General features: G+C 70.2%; 19 protein-coding genes. 9 read left to right on the top strand and 10 right to left on the bottom strand.

Annotation, left to right across the window (positions count from 1 at the left end):
• The first annotated feature begins 16 nt into the window (after positions 1-16).
• A complete protein-coding gene (locus AVAK2825_RS05305) occupies positions 17-1,771 on the top strand; it encodes an ATP-binding cassette domain-containing protein (protein WP_284394858.1) in 1,755 nt (584 codons plus the stop codon).
• 78 nt (positions 1,772-1,849) lie between these two features.
• Here the strand turns inward: AVAK2825_RS05305 and AVAK2825_RS05300 are convergent, their stop codons facing one another.
• Genes AVAK2825_RS05300 through hemC form a run of 4 tightly spaced genes read right to left on the bottom strand, consistent with a single transcriptional unit; the run spans position 1,850 to position 6,068 of the window.
• Positions 1,850-3,127: a heme biosynthesis protein HemY gene (locus tag AVAK2825_RS05300; RefSeq protein WP_284394856.1), complete on the bottom strand. Its 1,278-nt coding sequence runs from the start codon at positions 3,125-3,127 to the stop codon at positions 1,850-1,852.
• Between the two features lie 22 nt (positions 3,128-3,149).
• Positions 3,150-4,256, bottom strand: a complete 1,107-nt coding sequence (locus AVAK2825_RS05295; RefSeq protein WP_284394854.1) for a uroporphyrinogen-III C-methyltransferase — start codon at positions 4,254-4,256, stop codon at positions 3,150-3,152.
• Complete coding sequence (locus AVAK2825_RS05290) at positions 4,253-5,098, bottom strand: uroporphyrinogen-III synthase (protein ID WP_284394852.1); 846 nt, start codon at positions 5,096-5,098, stop codon at positions 4,253-4,255. Before AVAK2825_RS05290 ends, AVAK2825_RS05295 begins: the two co-directional genes overlap by 4 nt.
• Before the next feature lie 31 nt (positions 5,099-5,129).
• The gene (gene hemC / locus AVAK2825_RS05285; RefSeq protein ID WP_284394850.1) at positions 5,130-6,068 is read right to left on the bottom strand and encodes a hydroxymethylbilane synthase; all 939 of its coding nucleotides are present in this window, start codon (positions 6,066-6,068) and stop codon (positions 5,130-5,132) included.
• Between the two features lie 154 nt (positions 6,069-6,222).
• On the opposite strand from hemC, the gene ppc reads away from it, so the two are divergent.
• From ppc to AVAK2825_RS05255, 6 genes are all read left to right on the top strand, one after another.
• A complete protein-coding gene (gene ppc / locus AVAK2825_RS05280) occupies positions 6,223-9,090 on the top strand; it encodes a phosphoenolpyruvate carboxylase (protein ID WP_284394848.1) in 2,868 nt (955 codons plus the stop codon).
• 191 nt (positions 9,091-9,281) lie between these two features.
• Positions 9,282-10,172: a DUF6402 family protein gene (locus AVAK2825_RS05275; RefSeq protein ID WP_284394847.1), complete on the top strand. Its 891-nt coding sequence runs from the start codon at positions 9,282-9,284 to the stop codon at positions 10,170-10,172.
• Positions 10,169-10,585, top strand: a complete 417-nt coding sequence (locus AVAK2825_RS05270; protein WP_284394845.1) for a hypothetical protein — start codon at positions 10,169-10,171, stop codon at positions 10,583-10,585. The genes AVAK2825_RS05275 and AVAK2825_RS05270 overlap by 4 nt, the downstream gene beginning before the upstream one ends.
• A complete protein-coding gene (locus AVAK2825_RS05265; protein WP_284394843.1) occupies positions 10,585-10,992 on the top strand; it encodes a hypothetical protein in 408 nt (135 codons plus the stop codon). The genes AVAK2825_RS05270 and AVAK2825_RS05265 overlap by 1 nt, the downstream gene beginning before the upstream one ends.
• Before the next feature lie 99 nt (positions 10,993-11,091).
• Positions 11,092-13,287 carry a YccS family putative transporter gene (yccS, locus tag AVAK2825_RS05260; protein ID WP_284394841.1) on the top strand — a complete coding sequence of 732 codons (2,196 nt, stop codon included), beginning with the start codon at positions 11,092-11,094 and terminating at the stop codon, positions 13,285-13,287.
• Positions 13,288-13,389: 102 nt separating this feature from the next.
• The gene (locus AVAK2825_RS05255; RefSeq protein ID WP_284394840.1) at positions 13,390-13,788 is read left to right on the top strand and encodes a hypothetical protein; all 399 of its coding nucleotides are present in this window, start codon (positions 13,390-13,392) and stop codon (positions 13,786-13,788) included.
• Positions 13,789-13,825: 37 nt separating this feature from the next.
• On the opposite strand, the gene AVAK2825_RS05250 is transcribed toward AVAK2825_RS05255, so the two are convergent.
• Positions 13,826-14,452, bottom strand: a complete 627-nt coding sequence (locus AVAK2825_RS05250; protein WP_284394839.1) for a LysE family translocator — start codon at positions 14,450-14,452, stop codon at positions 13,826-13,828.
• 224 nt (positions 14,453-14,676) lie between these two features.
• Entirely contained in the window at positions 14,677-16,131 is a 1,455-nt protein-coding gene (locus AVAK2825_RS05245; RefSeq protein WP_284394838.1) for an AI-2E family transporter, read from the bottom strand.
• Between the two features lie 173 nt (positions 16,132-16,304).
• Here AVAK2825_RS05245 and AVAK2825_RS05240 point away from each other — a divergent pair, with 173 nt between their 5' ends.
• Both AVAK2825_RS05240 and AVAK2825_RS05235 read left to right on the top strand, forming a co-directional pair.
• Entirely contained in the window at positions 16,305-17,021 is a 717-nt protein-coding gene (locus AVAK2825_RS05240; protein ID WP_284394836.1) for a hypothetical protein, read from the top strand.
• The gene (locus AVAK2825_RS05235) at positions 17,018-17,563 is read left to right on the top strand and encodes a FlgO family outer membrane protein (protein ID WP_284394834.1); all 546 of its coding nucleotides are present in this window, start codon (positions 17,018-17,020) and stop codon (positions 17,561-17,563) included. Before AVAK2825_RS05240 ends, AVAK2825_RS05235 begins: the two co-directional genes overlap by 4 nt.
• Before the next feature lie 190 nt (positions 17,564-17,753).
• On the opposite strand, the gene flhC is transcribed toward AVAK2825_RS05235, so the two are convergent.
• From flhC to AVAK2825_RS05215, 4 genes are all read right to left on the bottom strand, one after another.
• Complete coding sequence (flhC, locus tag AVAK2825_RS05230; protein ID WP_284394833.1) at positions 17,754-18,296, bottom strand: flagellar transcriptional regulator FlhC; 543 nt, start codon at positions 18,294-18,296, stop codon at positions 17,754-17,756.
• A 67-nt stretch (positions 18,297-18,363) separates the two neighbouring features.
• Positions 18,364-18,693 (bottom strand): flagellar transcriptional regulator FlhD, encoded by a 330-nt coding sequence (gene flhD / locus AVAK2825_RS05225; RefSeq protein WP_284394832.1) that lies wholly within the window; start codon positions 18,691-18,693, stop codon positions 18,364-18,366.
• Between the two features lie 233 nt (positions 18,694-18,926).
• Complete coding sequence (locus tag AVAK2825_RS05220) at positions 18,927-19,826, bottom strand: sulfurtransferase (RefSeq protein ID WP_284394831.1); 900 nt, start codon at positions 19,824-19,826, stop codon at positions 18,927-18,929.
• 129 nt (positions 19,827-19,955) lie between these two features.
• Complete coding sequence (locus AVAK2825_RS05215) at positions 19,956-20,867, bottom strand: DMT family transporter (protein WP_284394830.1); 912 nt, start codon at positions 20,865-20,867, stop codon at positions 19,956-19,958.
• Between the last annotated feature and the right edge of the window lie 35 nt (positions 20,868-20,902).

Below are 20,902 nucleotides of genomic sequence, written 5' to 3'. Positions count from 1 at the left end.
GGCTTGGAGCTTGACCATGGCGACATTCAACGCGGACGCCCGTCCGCCCCGCGGTGCAGCGCGCACCGCATCCGTTTCCCTTTCCTCTTCTTTCACGTCCTCTCCCCTGGCGGCTTGCGCGCCGGGGCGGGAGGGCGCGCTGCTGCGCCTGGCCCGGGTGCAATGGCGGCGGCCCGACGGGGAGGCGCTCTGGGCCGAGCCGCCCACGCTCCACCTCGCCCCCGGCATCACCGGCCTGGTGGGCGACAACGGCGTGGGCAAGAGCGTGCTGCTCGCCCTGGCGGCCGGCACGCTGGCGCCGGCCTCGGGCACGGTGGAGCGGCCGGGCCGCCTGCACGCGGTGGACCAGCACCGCCCGGGTGGCACCGTGGCGGCGCTGGCGGGCATCGACTCCGTGCTGGGGGCGCTGGCCCGCCTGGAGGCCGGGCAGGGCGATGAAGCCGACCTGCTGCTCGCGGACGGGCAGTGGGACTGCGCGGCCCGCTGGCAGCGCGCGCTCGACGGCGTGGGGCTGGGCCACCTGTCCCCGGATCGCGAAGCGGCCTGCCTGAGCGGCGGCGAGCGGGCCCGCGTGGCGCTGGCGGGGGCGTTTCTCTCGGGTGCCGACGTACTGCTGCTGGACGAGCCCACCAACCACCTCGATGCGCCCGCCCGGCGCTGGCTGCTGTCGGCCCTGGCGGACTGGCGGGGCGCGGTGCTGGTGGCCACGCACGACCGCGCGCTGCTGGAGGCGGTGGACCGCATCGCCGAGCTCACCCCGCAAGGCCTGCGCCACTACGGCGGTGCGTGGGATGTCTACGCGGCGCAGCGCGATGCCGAGGCCCAGGCGGCCCAGGCCGCGCTGCACCATGCGCGCGCCGAACGCGATGCTGCGCAACGCGATTTGCGGCGGCAGCACGACGCGCAGATGCGGCGGGCCGCCCGGGGCCGCGCGGCAGCGCAGGACGCGAACCAGTCGCCCCTGCTGCTGGGCCTTCAAAAAAGCCGTGCAGAGGCCTTCGCGGGGCGGGAGCATGTGCGCCGCGAAGAGGCGGGGGGGCGGCTGGATGCCGCCGTGCGCGAGGCCGCCGGCCGGGTGGCGCCCGCCGCGGCCCTGGCACTGCCGTTGCCGGCCAGCGCCATTCCGCTGGCCAAGCCGGTGCTGCGGCTGGAGCGCGCCGTGCCGCCCGTGCCGTGGTCGCCACGGCGCAGCGGCCCGCCCCCAGCGCTCGACGGGGTGTGGAGCGGGCCGGTGCGCATCGCCATCACCGGCCCGAACGGCTGCGGCAAGACCACGCTGCTGCGCATGGTGGCGGGGCAGTTGGCGCCCGAGTCCGGCCGGGTGCAGTGCATGGTGCGCACCGCCTGGCTCGACCAGCACAGCGCGGCGCTGCTGCCGCCGGGGCTGAGCGTGCTGGAGCGGCTGGCGCAGACCGGCTCGCCGCTGCCGTCCTCCGCGCTGCGCACTCGGCTGGCGCAACTGGGGCTGGACGCCGCCTGCGTGCAGCGGCCGGCGGGCACCTTGAGCGGCGGGGAGCGCATCAAGGCCGCGCTGGCCTGCGCGCTGTGGAGCGGCGATCCGGCGCAGATGCTGCTGCTGGACGAGCCCACGAACCACCTCGATGCACGGGCCGTGGAGGCGCTGCAGTCCGCGCTGGCGTCGTTCACCGGCGCGCTGCTGGTGGTGTCGCACGACCGGCATTTTCTGCAGGCGATTGCGCCGCAGGTGGTGTGGGCGTGGGAGGAGGGCGGCTGGAATCTGGATGCGGCGCCGGCGGTCGCGCTGGTGTAACGCGGCCCACGGCCGAGGACTGCCGCAGAGACGGGGGAAGGCGCAAGCCCAGGCACGGCGCCCAGGCCCGGCCTTGCGTCAGGACGCCAGGACCGCGTTCTTCCAGGCCGTGGCCGCGGCCACGGCGTCGCCGCGCTGCTCGGCCAGTTCGGCCAGGTGGCGCCACGCGCTGCAGCGCAGGCTCGCATCGCCCAACTGCCCCGTGGACTGGGTGAACAGTTGCTGCGCCTTGCCCCACAGCTGGCGCCGCAGGCAGGCCATGGCGGCCAGGTACTGCAGGCGCGCATCGCGGGGGTTTGCCTGCTGGGCCGATTCGATGCGGGCGAGCCAGGCGGCGTCGAGCGCGTCCAGGTTGTTTTCCAGGGCGCGCACCAGCTTGAGCGCCTGGTGGTCGGGAATGGCGTGCGGCAGTTCCACCATGCGTTCCCACACGGGCAACAGCCATTGGCGCACCTGGCCGGCGTCGCCGCTCAGGGTGCTCAGGCGCTGCGCCGCGTGGATGGCCAACTCGGGCATGGCGCGCTCGGCGGGCTCCAGCGACATCCAGACCTGTTGCAGCTGGGCCGGGTCGTGCGCGCCGTTCAGCAGCTCCATGGCCAGGCCGCGCACGATGCTCTGCGCTGCGGCGGGTGAAAACGCCCGGTGCTTGCCCAGCAGCCGCGCGGTTTCCAGGGCTTCCTGGGTCTGGTGGGCCAGGCGCGTGGCCTTCAGGCGCGCGCGCAGCGCCAGCGTGCGCCGGGCCGCGCCCTGGGGCAGGGCGGCCAGGCGTTCGAGCGCGGCGTTGGCATCGCGCTCGTCCAGCGACCAGCGGGCCGCGCGCAGGTGCGCGCCTTCGCGCAGCTCCAGCTCGGTGACCGGCGCGCGGTCGGGAATGTTGTTGAGCGCGTTCTGCAAATGCGCCTCGCGCGTGGCGCGGTCCTGCAGGGCGTGCGAGCTTTCGGCGGCCACCAGATGTGCCAGCGTGCGCAATTGGCGGCCGTGCGGCACGGCCTCGCCCGAGGCCTCCAGCGCGCTTTCCTGTGCGAGGGCGGCGGTGGCGGCCTTGCGCGAGCGGATGAAGCGCCCGGCCAGCAGCTGCGACAGCGCATCGAGCAGCGCCGCGTGCATGGAGCGCTCCTTTTGCTGGGCGCGCCAGCGCCGCGCCTGGCGGGGCAGCTCCAGCAGCGCGGCCAAGGCGCGCAGCGCCGCATACAGCGTGGCGAAGCCGCCGACCAGCAGCAGCAGGACGAGGTTGAGCGACAGATCGACGCGGTAGGGCGGCCAGAACAGGGTCACCGTGCCCTGGTTGTTGCCCGCGAACAGCGCGGCCGCGACGGCCACGCCAAAAAGTGCCAGAAACCAGAGTGCGGCGCGCATGGGTGGGCGGTCCTCCGGCGGCTCAGCGGCCCGCCGCGGCCGTGGCCAGGGCAGACAGGGTTTCGTCCAGCGGCGGCAGCTCGGCCGTGCGGATGTGCGACTGGGCCTGCTGCAGCACCGTGGCGGCCATCTGCGTGCGGCGCGACGCGGGGTCGAAGTAGCGGTTGAGCGCGGCGCTGGCGGCGGCCAGGTCGGCGCGCGCCGAGTCGAGCTGGCGGGCCAGCACGCCCAGGCGGGCGTTCATGAGCTTGAGCTTCAGGTTCTCGCGCAGGAAGAACGCCTGGTCGGGCGACACCAAAATGGCCTCAGGCCGGTCGATGCGGCTCACGCGCAGCAGGCCGCGGGCCTCGTCGCGCACGACCTCCCACGCGCGCTGCAGCGCGGACTGCCACCAGGGGCTGGGGGCCGCAGCCGGCGCGGCGGCGTCGCCCGCGGGCACCTGGGCGTTCATGCGGCGCGTGGCGGCGGCCTGGGCGACGGCGTTCTGCAGGGGCAGCTCGTCCACCTGCCGCACCAGATCGTCGAGCCGCGCGAGCAGGCCGGCGGTGTCGGTCACCTGGGCGGCGCCGATGCGCTCCAGGTCGCGGCCGATGGCGCGCGACAGGGGCGCCAGGCGGGGCTGGGCGGCGCGTTCGATGCGCTGGTTGGCGCTCTTGAGGGCGGCCACCAGCGGCTCCAGGCTGCCGGTCAACTGGGCCTGCTGCTGGGCCAGGCGGATGCCGGATTCGATGTCCACCACCAGGTTCTCGTCGCGCGAGCGCGACAGGCTCTGCATCAGCTCCTCGAGCTGGGCGCGCTGCAGGGCCACTTCGCTCACGCGGGTTTCGTTCACGGTGAGCCGTGCGGCGGTTTCGCGCGAGACGTCCAGTGCCTGGTGGGCGAGGGTGCGGGCTTCGATGGCCTGGGTGCCGGAGTCGGCGGTCTGTCGCGCCAGTTGCTCCTGGATGGTGTTCAGGCGCTGCCACAGCAACACGCTGCCCAGCAGGCCGGCCGCGGCCACGAACCCCAGGGCCCAGAGCGCGTAGCGGTTGCCGCTGGCGCCTTTCGCGGGCGCTGCGGGCACGGCCGCACCGGAGGGCGGGGCGGCCAGCGGTGGGGCGGCGGGGGCGGAAGCGGGCTCAAAACTCATGGGTGCGATTCTATCGAGGCGACCACGTCGTCCAGGGCGGGCCGGCACTGGCGCACGGCCCCGAAGCCCAGGGCGTCGGCGGCCTGCGCGATGCGGGGGTGGGTGACCAGCGCGCGGGCCTCGCGCCAGTCCTGGCCGGGCAGCGCGGCGGCGAGATGGGCGATGGCCTCGGAGCTGCTGAACAGCCAGAGCGAGCCGTCCGTGGCGGCCTGCGTGGCCAGGGCCTGCTGCGCGGGCGTGAGCTGCGGCGCGGCGCGCTCGTAGGCGGCGACGAACTCCACCTGCCCGCCGGCCGCGGCGATCTGCTGCGCCAGCCATTCGCGCCCGGTGCCGCTCTGGGCGGCGTCCGACGGGCCGTCGGCCTCGCCCTGCGCGCCGCGCACGATCAGGATGCGGTCGCCGGGCTGAACCTGCGGCTGCACCCGCTCCCACAGCGATTCGGAGTCGAACTGCCCGGCCGTGGCCGCGGGCTGGTCGATCCGCGCGGCGGGCATGCCACCGTCCCGCAGTGCCTGGGCGGTGCCGGGGCCTGGTGACCATGCTCTTGTTTTTATAGCGGTATGCCCTAGTGGATCATGCGCTGGAGGCCGATTGGACTCGAAGAAGTAGCGCACGGCATTGGCGCTCACGAACATCACCGCGCGGTAGTCGCCAAAGCCCTCGCGCGCCCGGCGCAGCGCGGCGACCGCGTCAGGGTGGCTGCAGCCGGCGATGGCGATCAGGGGCAGTGCCGTGGCCTCGATGCCGCGCGCGTGCAGGGCCACGACCCATTGCGCGGCATCGCGCTCGGGCCGCGTGACGATGGCGCGGCGGGTGGGGGGCGTGCGGGCGGCGAGGCTCAAGGGCGGCACCAGGGGCTGGCGGGCGTGGGGCTCAACCCGCGGGCTGCGCGCCCTGCGCGCACAGTTGCGCCGCGGCGTCGCTGCCCAGCGCATCGGCCTGCGCCAGCGTCTGCACCGTGCCGGACACGGTGGCGCGCACCAGCGGCAGCACACCGTGCGGGTCGCCCCAGGCGGCATCGAGCTGCAGCGTGCCGTCGGCCCGCCAGTGCGAGTACGCGGCCAGCGGCATGGAGCAGCTGCCGCCCATGGCGCGGCTCACGGCGCGCTCGGCCGTCACGCCCAGCCAGCTGGGCAGGTGGGCCAGGGGCGCCAGCGCGGCGATCACGTCCTGCCGGTGGCTGCGCACCTCCAGGCCCAGCGCGCCCTGGCCGGCGGCGGGCAGCATCTCGGCGGGCTCGAACGTGGCGCGGATGCGGTCGTCCAGGCCCAGGCGCTTCAGGCCCGCGGCGGCGAGCACGATGGCGTCGTACAGCCCCTCGTCGAGCTTGCGCAGGCGGGTGTCGAGGTTGCCGCGCAGCGGCTCGATCTTCAGGTCGGGCCGCAGGGCCTGCAGCAGCACCTGGCGGCGCAGGCTGGAGGTGCCCACCACCGCGCCCTGGGGCAGGTCGGACAGGCGCGCGAAGCGGTTCGAGACGAAGGCATCGCGCGGGTCCTCGCGCTCCATCACGGCGGCCAGGTGAAAGCCGTCGGGCAGCTCCATCGGCACGTCTTTCAGCGAGTGCACGGCGATGTGCGCGCGGCCTTCCTCCAGCGCCACTTCCAGCTCTTTCACGAACAGGCCCTTGCCGCCCACCTTGCTGAGCGTGCGGTCCAGGATCTGGTCGCCCTTCGTGGTCATGCCGAGCAGCGTCACGGTGTGGCCGCGTGCCTGCAGCAGGGCGCGCACGTGCTCGGCCTGCCACAGGGCCAGGCGGCTTTCGCGGGTGGCGATCACGAAGGGGAAATGGGTGGGGGTTTCGAAGGGGTTCATCGCGGTAGGAGGGCCGCCGGGCACGGGAGGAAGGCAGGGGGTGCGCGGGGCAGGTGCGCCGGGCGGCGCGGGCAGCGGGGATGCTAGCATGGGCCCGCAGCAGCCGCCGCCCTCTGTCCATGATGCGCCCGAGCGCGCAGGAGACCTTTTCCGCATGAACGCGACCCCCCGCAAGACCGACGCCGCACCCGCACCGGCCGCCCCCCGCAGGACCGACAAGGACCTGCCGCTGATCCAGGACATCCGGCTGCTGGGCCGCATCCTGGGCGACGTGATCCGCGAGCAGGAAGGGGTCGCCGCCTACGACCTCGTGGAGCAGGTGCGCAAGCTGTCGGTGGCCTTTCGCCGCGATGCCGACCAGGAGGCCGACAAGGCGCTCAAGAAGCTGCTCAAGGGCCTGTCGGGCGACCAGACGGTCAGCGTGATCCGCGCCTTCACCTATTTCAGCCACCTGGCCAACCTGGCCGAGGACCGCCACCACATCCGCCGCCGCACCGTGCACGAGCGCGCGGGCAGCGCGCAGGAGGGCAGCATCGAGGTGGCGCTGGCGCGCATGCGCTGGGCGGGCATCGCGCCGCGCACCATCTCGCAGACGCTGGCCAGGAGCTACGTGGCGCCGGTGCTCACCGCCCACCCGACCGAGGTGCAGCGCAAGAGCATCCTGGATGCCGAGCGCGACATCGCCCAGTTGCTGGCCGAGCGCGGTGACATCCAGGTGCGCGCGCAGCTGTACAACAGCGCCAAGGACGCGCTCACCCCGCGCGAGCTGGCGGCCAACGAGGCGCGGTTGCGCGCCCGCGTGGCCCAGCTGTGGCAGACGCGCCTGCTGCGCTACACCAAGCTCACCGTGGCCGACGAGATCGAGAACGCGCTGTCGTACTACGAATCGACCTTCCTGCGCGAGATCCCCAAGATCTACGCCGATCTGGAGCGCGAACTGGGCAACCAGCCCGTGGCGAGCTTCCTGCGCATGGGCCAGTGGATCGGCGGCGACCGCGACGGCAACCCCAACGTCAGCGCGGCCACGCTCTCGCTGGCGCTGGGCCGGCAGGCCGAGGTGGCGCTGCGCCACTACCTGACCGAGGTGCACTTTCTGGGCGGCGAGCTGTCGCTGTCGGCCCGGCTGGTGCAGGTCTCGCCCGACATGCAGGCCCTGGCCGAGCGCTCGCCCGACCACAGCGAGCACCGCCAGGACGAGCCGTACCGCCGCGCGCTCACCGGCATCTACGCCCGGCTGGCCGCCACGCTGCGCAACCTGACCGGCGGCGAGGCCGCGCGCCATGCCGTCGCGCCGCAGAACCCCTATCCCGATGCCGAGGCCTTCCTGGCCGACCTGCGCGTGATCGAGGCCTCGCTGCGCTCGCATCGCGGCGCGGCACTGGCCGCCGAGCGCCTGCACCCGCTGGTGCGCGCGGTGGAGGTGTTCGGCTTTCACCTGGCCACGGTGGACCTGCGCCAAAGCTCCGACCAGCACGAGAAGGTGATCGCCGAACTGCTGGCCACGGCGCGCGTGGAGCCCGACTACGCGGCCCTGCCCGAGGCCGACCGCCGCGCGCTGCTGCTGCGCCTGCTGGCCGATGCCCGGCCGCTGCGCGTGGTGGGCGCCACGTATTCCGAGCACACCACGGGCGAGATCGCCATCTTCGAGACGGCGCGGCAGATGCGCGAGCGCTTCGGCCCGCAGGCCATCCGCCACTACATCATCAGCCACACCGAAACCGTGAGCGACCTGCTCGAAGTGCTGCTGCTGCAAAAGGAAGTGGGGCTGATGCACGGCACGCTCGATGCCGTGCCGCCCGTGCCCGGCAGCGGCGCCCGCGGCGCCACCACCGACCTCATCGTGGTGCCGCTGTTCGAGACCATCGAAGACCTGCGCAACGCCGCGCCCATCATGCGCGAGCTGTACGCCGTGCCCGGCTTCGCCGCGATGGTGCAGGCCAGCGGCGCCGAGCAGGACATCATGCTGGGCTACAGCGACAGCAACAAGGACGGCGGCATCTTCACCAGCAGCTGGGAGCTGTACCGCGCCGAGATCGCGCTGGTGGAGCTGTTCGACGAACTGGCGGCCAGCCACCGCATCCAGCTGCGCATGTTCCATGGCCGCGGCGGCACCGTGGGCCGCGGGGGCGGGCCGAGCTACCAGGCCATCCTGGCGCAGCCGCCCGGCACCGTGCGCGGGCAGATCCGCCTGACCGAGCAGGGCGAGGTCATCGCCTCCAAATACGCCAACCCCGAGATCGGCCGGCGCAATCTGGAGACCCTGGTCGCCGCCACGCTGGAGGCCACGCTGCTGCAGCCCACCAAGCCCGCCACCAAGGACTTCCTGGAAGCGGCGGCGCAGCTGTCGGTGGCCAGCATGGGCGCCTATCGCGCGCTGGTGTACGACACCCCGGGCTTCACCGATTACTTCTTCAACTCCACGCCCATCCGCGAGATCGCCGAGCTGAACATCGGCTCGCGCCCGGCCTCGCGCAAGCCCAGCCAGCGCATCGAAGACCTGCGCGCCATTCCCTGGGGCTTCAGCTGGGGCCAGTGCCGGCTCACGCTGCCGGGCTGGTACGGCTTCGGCGCCGCGGTGGAAGCCTTCGTCAAGCAGCCCGGCCAGGACCCCAAGGCGCAGATGGCCTTGCTGCAGAAGATGTACCGCCAGTGGCCGTTCTTCGGCACGCTGCTGTCCAACATGGACATGGTGCTGGCCAAGAGCGACCTGGCCCTGGCCTCGCGTTACAGCGAACTGGTGGCCGACACGCGCCTGCGCAAGAAGGTCTTCGGCGCCATCGAAGCGGAATGGCAACGCACGGCCGATGCGCTCACCCGCATCACCGGCGACAAGCACCGCCTGACGCACAACACCGCCCTGGCCCGGTCGATCCGCCACCGCTTTCCGTATATCGACCCGCTGCACCACCTGCAGGTCGAACTGGTGCGCCGCTGGCGCGGCGGGCAGGGCGACGAGCGCGTGCAGACCGGCATCCACATCTCGATCAACGGCATCGCGGCGGGGCTGCGCAACACCGGCTGACGGCGGGGGGTAGGGCGTCGGCTGGGGCCCGCGCGGCATGGTGGGTTTTCAGCGGATGCCTTCCTTCTCTGGTATTTTAATAGTTACGTCGCGTAACCGAGAAAATGAGCGACTCCGTGTTTTGGATGCCCTTTGTTTTCTAGAATCCGCGATTCGAAAAAACAAGCGACAACGAGAATAAGGGAGTGTTCATGAACGGCGTGGTCAAGGTGGACCCGGAGCAGTTGCGAGCGCAACTGGAGAAGAAGCTGCCGCCCAAGGTGCGGCTGTTTCAGCTCGACGATATTCCCGGCGTGATGCGTTCGCGCATGGGGTGGCCGGTGGCGGCAGCGTTGATGGAGCGGTGGTTTCGCGGGGCGGCTTTCGAGATGCCCGATGCGATGAAGCGGGGCAATCCTCCCCATCAAACCGCCACGTTGAATGCGGTGCAACTGGATGAAGGCACCGTTTCCATGGCCTGGGCGAGGGGTTTTGCACGTGTGCGGACGGCCATGGCGACGTTGCAGGCGCAGTGGGCCAGCCCTGCCGGGTTAGCACGGTTGAAAGATCGGGTGGAAAAGCAAGGCGGGGGGCGCCCTCAACCGTCTTGGCGGTTTGGCTCGCTGGGCCAGCCCGCCAAGGCTGTGGATGAAAGTTGCCAAGTGAATATCTTGAAGGTGGGACGTTTGAGCGATCCGCTGGACGACTTCTACGGCGCGATGGGGGAAGCGACACTCAAAGTGGCGGTGTCCGGGGTCGTCACTTCCAAAGGCGCTGGAAAAACGGCCATCCTGATCGATGAACTGGGCTTTTACTTGCGAGACTCCTACGATTTCAACGATGGCGACCATGCCTTCCTCTCGCAGCCCCTGGGTTTCTGGGGCTACGGGGGCGTCAGCCGCATCGACCTCGGGGAGCGAGTGTCGATTTCTGAACAGTGGGCGAATGAAACAGAGGCCAAGGCACGGGGCCATGCCTACTGGGTTCAGAATCAGGACTTCCGCGCATGGCGCGGCATGCATGGACGGGGCGGCGACTTCATTGTCCTGTCCGACGTGCATCGGGTTCGCCTGCCCTTTCCTATATCGCTGGAGTGGTCATGAAGCTGCCCGATTTCAAGAAGGTTCCGTGCATCGCTTGGTGCGTGGCGCTGGACCTACTGCTACTGGCTGGCTGGTATGTGTCTACCCCCACTTTCTGCTGCAGTTACAACAGCCCCCACATGGCGTATCGCCTGGAGATCTATGACCCGTCCATCCTGCAGAGCATCGTTCATTACGATTTCAGGCTACCCAACACAGCGCGCCTGTACCAGGTGGATCCCCCGGCTCTGCTGGGCGAGAGCGACGTGGTGGATATGAGCGACGGCAATGGCGAGATCACGTGGTTCGTGGAGCCTCCCAAGGATCTGAAAAAAGTGCGCGTTGGCATGGATGTGGAATTCAAGAACGTTCCGCTGGAATGCGCCGAGCAGGATTTGCATTTGCCCGAATGCCAGAAGAATTTCGGCAAGTGATGAAGATGCTTTCCATTTTCAAGAAAATCCCTTGCCTCGCTTGGTGGCTGGCATTGCACGCCGCCATTTTTCTGGCTTGGTACGTGTCCACGCCGACGCTCTATAACCGCTACAACAGCCCTCGGTACGTGTACCGCCTGGACATCTACCACGCTTCATGGTGGCAGCGAATCACCCACCCCGAGCTCAAAAAACCGGCCGTGGTGCGCCTGTACCGCTTCGAGTCCAGGGCGCTGCTGGGCGAGAGCCCGGTGGTCGATCTGTGGCACAACGACGGCATCGTCTGGGACGTGGACACGGCCGGCCCCGTGAACAAGGTGCACGTGGGCCGCGATGTGGTGTTCGACAAGCTCCCTTCGGAATGCACCCCCCCTTCGCCGCTGCTCAGTTGCGAGGGGCGCTCGTGAAGTGGCAGTCGAGGCGTCTGGCCGCTCGTTCAGGTTCTGGGCATGTCCCGCTGAAATTTTCCATCTCTCTCCAGGGTTGATGCGATCTTGAAAACGGCAATGGCAGGGTGGGCAAGGCGCCTGTGGGCGCAGGATGCGCTGGTGTACGGCGTGCGCGTGTTCATCGCGCTGAGCGGCGCCATGGCCGTGTGCTGGTGGCTGGACCGCGTGCCGCTGGTGACGCCGATCTTCCTGGGCATCATCGCCAGCGCCATCGCCGAGACCGATGACAACTGGCGCGGCCGGCTGCGGGCGCTGCTCGTCACGCTGGCCTGCTTCGCCACCGCCGCGTTCTCGGTCGAGGCCCTGATGCCGTGGCCCCTGTGGTTCGTGGCGGGCATGGCCGTGTCCACCTTCGGCTTCACCATGCTCGGCGCCGTGGGCGAGCGCTACCGCGCCATCGCACTGGCCACGGTCATCCTGGCGCTCTACACCGCCATCAGCGTGGCGCCCGGCGCCCAGCGCGGGGGCGGCCCGGCCTTGGGCTTCAGCGTGCCCACCTGGCTGCTGGCCGGCGCCACCTGGTACGGCCTGCTGTCGCTGCTGTGGTGCGCGCTGTTCCCACACCAGCCCGTGCGCCAGAACCTCGCCAAGCTCTACGGCGTGCTGGGCGCCTACCTGCGGCTCAAGGCCAGCCTGTTCGAGCCCGTGCGCGGCGTGGACGTGGAGCGCCGGCGCCTGGCGCTCGCCCAGACCAACGGCCGCGTGGTGTCCGCCCTCAACACCACCAAGGAAAGCATCTTCAGCCGCCTGGGCGCGCGCCGCGAGGCGCCGCCCCCCACCGGCCGGCTGCTGCGCCACCTGAACCTGTACTTCATCGCGCAGGACATCCACGAGCGCGCCAGCTCGTCGCACCACCACTACAACGACTGGGCCGACGTGCTGTTCCACAGCGACGTGCTCTACCGCTGCCAGCGCGTGCTGCAACTGCAGGGCGTGGACTGCACCCGCCTGGCCGAGGCCCTGCAGACGCACGAGCCCTTCGTGCGCGACCCCGCTGGCGAGCGCGCCATGGCCGACCTGCACGACTCCATCGCCCACCTGGAGAGCCAGCGCCAGAGCGCCTGGCAGCGGCCCCTGCGCAGCCTGCGCGCGCTGGCCCGCAACCTCGCCACGCTCTCCGGCCAGCTCGACGCCGCCACCCACCCCGATGGCGGCGAGCGCCTGGGCGACAGCAGTTTGCTGGACCGGTCCCCCCGGTCGTTGGCCGATGCCTGGGGCCGTGTGCGCGCGCAGCTGCACCCGGGCACGCCGCTGTTTCGCCATGCCACGCGCCTGTCGCTGGCGCTCGCGGCCGGCTGCATCGCCATGCAGCTCATCGATCCCGTGCACGGCTACTGGATTCCGTTGGCCACGCTGTTCGTGTGCCAACCCACCTACGGCGCCACCGTCACGCGCGTGTCGCAGCGCGTCGCCGGCACCGCCATCGGCCTGGTCGTCGGCTGGGCGCTGCTCAAGCTCTTTCCCAGCCCGCCGCTGCAGGCGCTTTTCGCCGTGGCGGCGGGCGTGCTGTTCTTCGTCACCCGCACCACGCGCTACCTCACGGCCACCGCCGCCATCACGCTGCTGGTGCTCATGTGCTTCAACCAGGCCACCGGCGAGGCCCACGCGCTGATCCTGCCGCGCCTGCTCGACACCCTGATCGGCAGCGCCATCGCCACCGCCGCCATGATGGTCGTGCTGCCCGACTGGCAGGGCCGGCGCCTGGCCGCCGTGGCCGCGCAGGCCCTGCAGGCCAACGGGCAGTACCTGCGCGAGATCATGTCGCAGTACGCCACCGGCAAGGACGACGACCTCGATTACCGCCTGGCCCGACGCACCGCCCACAACGCCGACGCCGCCTTCTCCACCGCCCTGTCGCACATGCTGCGCGAGCCCCGCCACGTGCGCTCGCATTCGCAGGCCGGCATGCGCATGCTGGTGCTGTCGCACACCCTGCTCAACTACCTCTCGGCGCTGGGCGCGCACCGCGGCCAACTCGCCGAAGGCGTGGACGACCCACTAGTACAGGAGGGCGCCCGCTACGCGGTCGAGCGCCTCGAAGCCGTCGCCCGCGCCCTGCGCACCCGCGAGGCCCTGGAGGGCGACGCAGCCCACGGCGAAACACTGGCCACCGCGCTGGAACAGGCCGCCGATGCTGCACCGGACACCCTGCGGCTGGTGCAGACGCAACTGGCCCTGGTGTGCCGGCAATTGGCGTTGCTGCAGGCCCTGGCCACGCAGCTGGCGGCGCGCGCGCCGGTGGCGCCGGTATAGAGGGGGCGGGGTGCCCCGGCTGGCGGACCCGTGCGCCATGGGGCTCGCAGCCGGTCACCGTGCACCGTGTTCGTCTTCTGTTTCCCATCAAATTGGAGTGCCATGAAGCTGAATGACTTCAGGGAAGTCCCATGCATCGTCTGGTGCTTGGCATTGAATGCACTTGTTTTTCTTGCTTGGTACGCTGCGACGCCCACTTTTTTTGACAGTGAAAACAGCCCTCAGCGCGTCTATCGCCTTGAGTTTCACAAAGCGTCTCTCGTTCAGCGCATCATTCATCACGACTACAAGATGCCCTACGTGGTGCGGTTGTACCGCGTGAACTCCAAAACACTCCTGGGTGAAAGTCAGGTCGTTGATCTTTGGATGAATGGAGAAATCCATTGGTGGTTGAGTCCGCCCAACAATGCGGTACAGGTCGGCAATGACGTGGCTTTCGAGAACATTCCTCCAGAATGCGCCGATTCATCGCCCCCTCCGGCCTGCGACGCAAAACGCTGACGGATGCTCTGCTCGCCCTGATGGATGGCCCCTTACCTCACCCAGGCCGCCGCGCCGTCAACGCCCAGACCCCCGCTGCCGCCAGCAGCGAGCCGCCCGCGACATGGAAGCGCTGCTGTGCTCGTGGCAATGCGAGCAGCTTGCGTGCGCTGCCAGCGAACACGGCATACAGCGTCGCATTGGTGGCGGCCAGCACCACGAAGGTGACGCCCAGTATTCCCATTTGCTGCGTCGCGCTGGCGGCGGGGCTGAGGAACTGGGGCAGGAAGGCCACGAAGAAAACGATGCCCTTCGGGTTCAACGCGGTCACCAGGTAGGTGTTCAGGAACAGGCGCCAGCGCGACGCCGGAGCGGCGGGTGCAGCGATTTCGGTGGCGGAGATTCCGGCACGCAGCAGGCGGATGCCCAGATACAGCAGGTACAGCCCGCCGGCCCACTTCACCGCGGTGAACCAGAAGGCGGAGGTTTCCAGCAGCGCGCCCAGGCCCAGCAGCGACATCAACAGCGCGGTCGAATCGCCCAGCGCCACGGCCAATACCAACGGCACGTTCGCGCGGCGGCCATGCGACATCGAATAGCTGATCACGGTGAGGATGGTCGGGCCGGGGATGATCAGCATCACGGCCGAGGCCGCGACGAAGGCGAGCCAGAGTTCGATGGGCATGGTTTTTTGCTCCTGTGGGCTGGCGTGCGCACGCCTGCGGGGGAAGGCATCGATCGATGGGTCCGAGCGATGAATGGATGTGCCGATGGCGCCATGCACACCGGCGCCCCCATCATGGAGATTCAGGCGGACGGACGCAACCCCGGCGACAGGCAAATGGCCTGACCGAAGACGGGCCCGGCCCGGCTGCGGTGCTTGGCCGGGCCGTCAGGCCTTCTTTCCCTTCAATCCCCCAGTAGTTCCCCCACCGCTCGCAGATCCTCCACCCGGTCGCAGATTGCCTTCACGGCCATCATCACCGGAATGCCCAGCAGCAGGCCCCACAGGCCCCACAGCCAGCCCCACACCAGCACGCTGACGAACACGGCCACGGGGCTCATGCGGCTGGTCTTGCTGGTGAGCCAGGGGGTGAGCAGATTGCCCACCAGGGTGTGGATGACGAGCGATGCGCCGCCGATGGCCAGCGCCATGTCCACGGTGCCGAACTGCAGGAAGGCGACCAGCGCCGAGGCGCCCGTCACCACCACCGAGCCGATGTAGGGCGCGAGGTTGAGCACCCCGGCCACCACTCCCCAGACGGCGGGGTTTTCCAGCCCGAGCAGGGCGTACACCGCGCCGGTGGCCACGCCCACCAGCACGCTGGTTAGCAGCTGCACCAGCAGGTAGCGCTGGATCTGGCCGGTGATGTCGTCCAGCACCGCCATGGTCACCTTGCGCCGCTCCAGGCTGTGGCCGGCGATGCGCATGAGCTTGCGCCGGAACAGGTTGCCCGATGCGAGCGCGAAGAAGGTCAGGAAGATCACCACGGTGAGCTGGCCGGCGGCAGACGCCAGGCCCATGGTGCCGCTCCACACGTAGTCGCGGATGTTGAAGGGCGCGCGCTCGATCACCACGCGCTGCACGCCGCGGCGCGTCTGCGGCGGAATGCTTTCGGTTGCGGCCTGCTCGATCTGCGTGGCGGCCTTCTGCATGGTGTCCAGCGGGCTGGGCCCGCCCACGCGCTGGCGCATGGCATCGCGCACCTTGCGCGCGGCCACGGGCACCGAATCCACCAGCTCGGCCGCGCCGTCGCTGAGCGACCAGGCCGCGCCGCCCAGGCTGCCGACGATGCCCATCAGCAGCACCCCGGCCCCGAGCCAGCGCGGGATGTGCCAGCGGTGCAGGGCGGTGACCGCCGGGTGCAGCGCGGTGGTGAGCAGCACGCTCAGCATGAGGGGAATGAACACGGCGCTGGCCCAGTGCAGCAGCGCGACGGTGGCGAACAGGGCCAGCAGCGCGAGCGACATGTTGCGCACGTCGATCGGCATGTTCAGCATGAAGCCCGGCGCTCCAGGCAGGGCTGCGGCGGCAGCGGCCGCCGAGGGGCCGGTGGGCGACGGGGAAGGGGACGGTTCGGGGCGCGGTGATGCGGGCGAGGCCGGCAGCGCGGCGGGTGCGGAAGGGGCCGTGGAGGCGGGCGGCGTGGCCGATCCCTCCGGGGTTTCGGCGGCCAGGGGTTCGGGCGGCACATCGTCGCCGGGCTCGGGCGCGGCGGTGGGTGCGGATGCGGGGGTGGAGGGGGAGATGTCGGAGTGGTCGGGCGGGTCGCCGGCCGGAAGCTGCCCTGTCGTCGCGGAGGTGGGTGGAAGTTGGCGCGCCAGGGGCGGCGTGGGGGGCAGGGGGGCGGCGGGGCGGGACATGCGCGGATTTTGTCGCAACGCCGCTCGAACGCCGCGTAGGCGAGCACCGCAGCAGCGGGGCCGGCGCGTGCGGGAAACCCCGGGTGAAGAAGCCCCCAAGCCCCCTGGCAACGGGGGAAAAGCCGCGCTGTTCGGCCGATGCCTTGCGCGGGCGGCCGCTAGCATTTGCGGTTATGGAATCTCTCGAAAAACGTGCACGCCCGGGCGCCCTGGCCCCGGCGCAGGGCCGCGAATCCGCTGGCGTGGGGCGTCTGGCACCTGCACGCCGGCTGGCGGGCGGGTGCCTGCTGTCTGCTGCCGCGCTGCTGGCCGGCTGCGCGGCGCCCGATCTGCCGCGCGACGAACTGCACGCGCCTTCCACGCAGAAAACCGCGCGCGCCGTGCAGCACTGGGACGTGCTGGCCCGCGACGTGGCGGAGCGCACGGCGGTGCGGCTGCGCGACTGGCCGCCGGGGGAGTACCCGATCTATCTGCTGCCCGCCCAGGGCGACGGCTTCGACGCGGGTTTTCGCTCGCTGCTGGTGACGCGCCTGGTGGACCGCGGCATCACCGTCTCGACCCAGCCGACCGGCGTGCGCATGGCGGTGTCCACGCAGGTGGTGCAGCACCAGGGCGGCGGTGTGTACGCGCCGCCGCGGGTGCGGCTGTCCGAGGGCGTGGCGGTGGTGCGCGATGCGTCGGGCGCCTACGTGCCGGCGCCGGACGTGCTGCTGGCCAGCGGCACGGCGCGCACCGAAATTTTGGTGACCACGTCCATCGAATCGGACGAGCGCGTGCTGGCGCGCACCAGCGACGTCTACTCCATCGACCAGGGCGACGTGGCGCTGTACCTGCCGCGCGTGCCGGCGGTGGCGGCCACGCCGGTCAAGACGTGGCGGGTGGTGCCATGAGGCGCCGCACCGTGCTGGCCGGCGCGCTGGCGGGCGCCGCGGCGGTGGCCCTGCCGGGTTGCGCGCGGTTCTACTACGGCAGCGCGGCCGCGGGCGGCGTGCAGACCGACCTGCTCGAATTCAACCAGAAGGCCGCGGACATGCTGCTGCAGGGCGCGCCGCTCGATCCGCGCCAGCCAGTGCTGGTCTCCACGCTGGTGCACCTGGACCGGCTGAACGAGTCGTCACGGCTGGGCCGCCTGTGCTCCGAACAGATCGCCGGGCGGCTGGTGCAGCGTGGCGTGCGGGTGACCGAGCTGAAGCTGCGAGAGAACCTGGTCATGCGGCCCGGCGACGGCGAACTGCTGCTCTCGCGTGAAGTGCGCGAAGTGAGCCGCGCCCAGGCGGCGCAGGCGGTGGTGGTGGGCACGTACGCGGCCACCCCGCAGACGGTGTACGTGAGCCTCAAGCTGGTGAGCCCCGAGGGCAATGCGGTCATGGCGGCCTACGACTATGCGCTGCCGGTGGACTCGGACATCCGCATCCTGCTGGCGATGCGCTGACGGGCGGTGGGCCGGTGGGCGGATGGGGGCTGGGGAGCTTTGGCTTGCCGACCGTCCCGCCTCGCCCACGAAAAAACCCGGCCAGGGCCGGGTTTTCGAATGTTTGATCTGCTATTGATTTTGTAGCGATATGCCCTAGTGGAATATGCGCTGGAAGGCTTTTTGGCTTAAAGCCTGGTGGTGCACAGGCTCAGTGCAGCATCAGCGCGCCGGCCGACTTGCTCTTGCCGGCACGGGCGGGCGGATTGCACAGGCCGCAGGTGTAGTTGCGGGCGTTTTCGTACAGATCGGTGACGAACTGGCCGCTGCACTGCGAGCAGGCGGTGCGGGTCAGCATGCCGGCGTCCACGAACTTCACCAGGCGCCAAGCGCGGGTGAAGGACAGCAGGGGTTCGATCTCGGCGGTGGTGACCTGCTCGTTATACAGGCGGTAGGCCTTGGTGAGCAGTTCCACCGAATCCAGGTCCACGCCCTTGGACAGGTATTCGTAGATGTTCAGGAACAGCGAGCTGTGGATGTTCTCTTGCCAGGTCAGGAACCAGTCGGTCGAGAAGGGCAGTTGGCCCTTGGACGGCGACTTGCCGGCGATCTCCTTGTACAGCCGGATCAGGCGCTCGTAGGACAGCGTGGTTTCCGATTCCAGTACCTGCATGCGGGCACCCATCTGGATCAGCATGGCGGCGCGTTCGATCTGCTTGGATTCGTTGAGGACGCTCTTGACGGGTGCGGACATGGCTGGCTTTCGAAGAAGGGTGGGCGGCGGCAGGCCGGCGAGGCGGTGAGGGCGGCGGGCGCTGCGCTCAGAGCACTTCGGACACGCGGCTGGCCATCAGGATGTTGGCGTGCAGCGTGTTGGTCGCTTCGTTGCCGACCTTCTTCGGGGTGTTGTGGTTGGTGAGCAAGCTCCACACCAGGTTGTCGTCCACCCGGAAGCTGCACAGCAGCGTGTTGCGGGAGGCCAGCTTGAGCACCTGCGCGGCCGACAGCGATGCGAGGATGTCGGCGGTGTCTTCGTTCAGGCCCAGACGGAAAACAGCTTCCGCCTTGTCCTGGCGGATCAGGGTCTGTGCCAACATCAGGTAGGTGAGGTTGGCTTCGCGGATTTCAGCGAGAAGTTGTTCGGAGGTCATGGTGAATCCTTTTCCTTTAACCGATCTGGCGGGGTTCATGCGGTTTGCATGGTTTCGCGATCCGTTGAAATGGATTGTGAATTCAGCCCAATCAAAAATTAAGTCGGGGTTTGGATGTGCAGCGTGTCTGGTCGGCACACTTGGCGTGTAGGAATTTGCCTTACAAAATCCGCAGCGGGTGTCCGACCCTGGAGAGGGGAAGGCCTGCTGCACGGCCGGCCCTCCCGCAGGGGTCAGCCGCGCTCCACGGGGCGGTCAGGAACGCTGCACCATTCGCTCCAGCTGCCGGCAAACAGCGTGGTTTTGCCGAAACCGGCCAGTTCCATGGCCAAGACATTGGGAATGGCGCTCACCCCGCTGCCGCACTGGTGCACCACTGTGCCGGGTGCGCGGGCGCCGAGCAGGGCCTCGAACTCGGCGCGCAACTGCGCGGCGGGCTTGAAGCGGCCGTCCGGCCCGAGGTTCTCGGAGAATGGACGGTTCAGCGCGCCGGGAATGTGCCCGGCCACGGGGTCCAGCGGCTCGACCTCGCCGCGGTAGCGGGCGGGGGCGCGGGCATCGATCACCGTCTGGCGGTCCTGCCCCAGGGCGGCCTGCACGTCCGCCGCGGTGGCCAGCTGGCGCAGGGGCTCGCCCAGCTTGAAGTTGGACTGGAAATGCGCCGGCTCGTCGCCGCTGGCGAGGTCCCCGCCCGCCGCGGTCCAGGCCTGCAGGCCGCCGTCCAGCACCGCCACCGCATCGTGGCCGGCCCACTTGAGCATCCACCACAGGCGGCCGCAGTAGTTGGCGCCGTTGCGGTCGTACACCACGGCCTGCATGCCGTTGGTGAAGCCGATGCGCGAGAGCCAGGCTTCGAGCCGGTCGCGGTTGGGCAGGGGGTGGCGCCCGCCCGATGCGGGCTGGTCCGCCTCGGTGGCGACGATGGTGCCGCCCGCGCCGGGTGCGCCGTGCTTGGCGCTCAGGTCGCGGTCCAGGTGCGCGTAGAGCGCGCCGGGAATGTGCGATTCGCGGTATTGCTGCTCGCCCAGCGAGGGCTGCGTCAGGTCGAACGTGCAGTCGAAGACCATCCGCGGCGCGCCGCTGGCGATGAGGGATTGCAGTTCGGCGGCGGAGATCAGGGTGGTGTACGGCATGGGACTGAATCAATCGGTGGCGGACAAGCCCTTATTGTGGTCCGGCGCGGCGGGGCCGTGCGTCGGACAGGCCTGACGGGCGGGCGCGCCCTGGGGCCACCCGGCTGCGGCAGCGCCGGGCCGGCGGCCTCAGTGCTCTTCGGCCGGCGCCCCGGGGGCCGCGCGCGCGCGCAGCACGGTGGCCACGATGCCGCTCACCACGATGAGCGCCATGCCGGCCCAGCCGATGGCGGGGATGTCGTCGCCGAACAGCAGCACGCTGTACAGCCCCGCGAACACGATGCCTGAATACTGCAGATTGGCCACCACCAGCGTGCCGCGCGAGGTGCGCGCGGTGGCATAGGCCCGCGTCAGGCACAGCTGGCCGGCCGCCGCCAGCACGCCGATGGGCAGCAGCCACAGGCTGGGCCAGCCCGGCCACTCCGAAGTGCCCGTGAGCAGCAGGCCCGCGCCGCCGGCCACCGCCGAGCCCACGGCGAAATAGAACACCGTGCGCGTCTCGGGCTCGCCCAGGCGCGACAGCGCCATGACCTGCATGTAGGCGAACGCGGCGGTGAGGCCCGACAGCAGCCCGATCAGGCCGGCGAACATCTGGTGCTGGTCGAGGCTGGGACGCAGCATCATCACCACGCCGGCAAAGCCCACCATCACGGTGAACACCAGCGTGCCCTGCAGCGGCGGGCGCGAGCTGCTGCTCGAGGGCCGCCAGGCCAGCAGCGCGCCGCCGACCAGAAACGCCGCGATCCACACGCTGCTCATGTAGTTGAGTGTCATCGCGGTGGCCAGCGGCAGGTGCGCGATGGCGTAGAACCACGAGCCCAGCGAGACCACCCCCACCAGGCTGCGCCACGCGTGCATGCCCGGGTAATGCGTGCCCAGCTTGACCCGCTGCGAGCGCGCCAGCGCCCACAGGATCGCCATGCCGATGATGCCGCGGTAGCACACCAGTTCGGCGGAGTTGAAGTAGGCCGACGCCACCTTGACGCACACGCCCATGCTGGCGAAGAGGAACGCGGCCAACACCATCCAGAGCGCTTGCATGGGAATGAGGGGGTTTGGAGTGAAAAAGGCCGCAT

Origin of the sequence: Acidovorax sp. SUPP2825, from assembly GCF_030158995.1 — a bacterium.
Classification (GTDB): domain Bacteria; phylum Pseudomonadota; class Gammaproteobacteria; order Burkholderiales; family Burkholderiaceae_C; genus Paracidovorax.
This window is presented reverse-complemented; position numbering and strand designations above follow the sequence as displayed.

Excerpts from the sequence above, each read along its gene's own strand:
- AVAK2825_RS05305 (WP_284394858.1), top strand. The coding sequence starts at position 17 with ATGGCGACATTCAACGCGGACGCCCGTCCGCCCCGCGGTGCAGCGCGC.
- AVAK2825_RS05300 (WP_284394856.1), bottom strand. The coding sequence starts at position 3,127 with ATGCGCGCCGCACTCTGGTTTCTGGCACTTTTTGGCGTGGCCGTCGCG.
- AVAK2825_RS05295 (WP_284394854.1), bottom strand. The coding sequence starts at position 4,256 with ATGAGTTTTGAGCCCGCTTCCGCCCCCGCCGCCCCACCGCTGGCCGCC.
- hemC (WP_284394850.1), bottom strand. The coding sequence starts at position 6,068 with ATGAACCCCTTCGAAACCCCCACCCATTTCCCCTTCGTGATCGCCACC.
- ppc (WP_284394848.1), top strand. The coding sequence starts at position 6,223 with ATGAACGCGACCCCCCGCAAGACCGACGCCGCACCCGCACCGGCCGCC.
- AVAK2825_RS05275 (WP_284394847.1), top strand. The coding sequence starts at position 9,282 with ATGAACGGCGTGGTCAAGGTGGACCCGGAGCAGTTGCGAGCGCAACTG.
- AVAK2825_RS05270 (WP_284394845.1), top strand. The coding sequence starts at position 10,169 with ATGAAGCTGCCCGATTTCAAGAAGGTTCCGTGCATCGCTTGGTGCGTG.
- AVAK2825_RS05265 (WP_284394843.1), top strand. The coding sequence starts at position 10,585 with ATGAAGATGCTTTCCATTTTCAAGAAAATCCCTTGCCTCGCTTGGTGG.
- yccS (WP_284394841.1), top strand. The coding sequence starts at position 11,092 with ATGGCAGGGTGGGCAAGGCGCCTGTGGGCGCAGGATGCGCTGGTGTAC.
- AVAK2825_RS05255 (WP_284394840.1), top strand. The coding sequence starts at position 13,390 with ATGAAGCTGAATGACTTCAGGGAAGTCCCATGCATCGTCTGGTGCTTG.
- AVAK2825_RS05250 (WP_284394839.1), bottom strand. The coding sequence starts at position 14,452 with ATGCCCATCGAACTCTGGCTCGCCTTCGTCGCGGCCTCGGCCGTGATG.
- AVAK2825_RS05245 (WP_284394838.1), bottom strand. The coding sequence starts at position 16,131 with ATGTCCCGCCCCGCCGCCCCCCTGCCCCCCACGCCGCCCCTGGCGCGC.
- AVAK2825_RS05240 (WP_284394836.1), top strand. The coding sequence starts at position 16,305 with ATGGAATCTCTCGAAAAACGTGCACGCCCGGGCGCCCTGGCCCCGGCG.
- AVAK2825_RS05235 (WP_284394834.1), top strand. The coding sequence starts at position 17,018 with ATGAGGCGCCGCACCGTGCTGGCCGGCGCGCTGGCGGGCGCCGCGGCG.
- flhC (WP_284394833.1), bottom strand. The coding sequence starts at position 18,296 with ATGTCCGCACCCGTCAAGAGCGTCCTCAACGAATCCAAGCAGATCGAA.
- flhD (WP_284394832.1), bottom strand. The coding sequence starts at position 18,693 with ATGACCTCCGAACAACTTCTCGCTGAAATCCGCGAAGCCAACCTCACC.
- AVAK2825_RS05220 (WP_284394831.1), bottom strand. The coding sequence starts at position 19,826 with ATGCCGTACACCACCCTGATCTCCGCCGCCGAACTGCAATCCCTCATC.
- AVAK2825_RS05215 (WP_284394830.1), bottom strand. The coding sequence starts at position 20,867 with ATGCAAGCGCTCTGGATGGTGTTGGCCGCGTTCCTCTTCGCCAGCATG.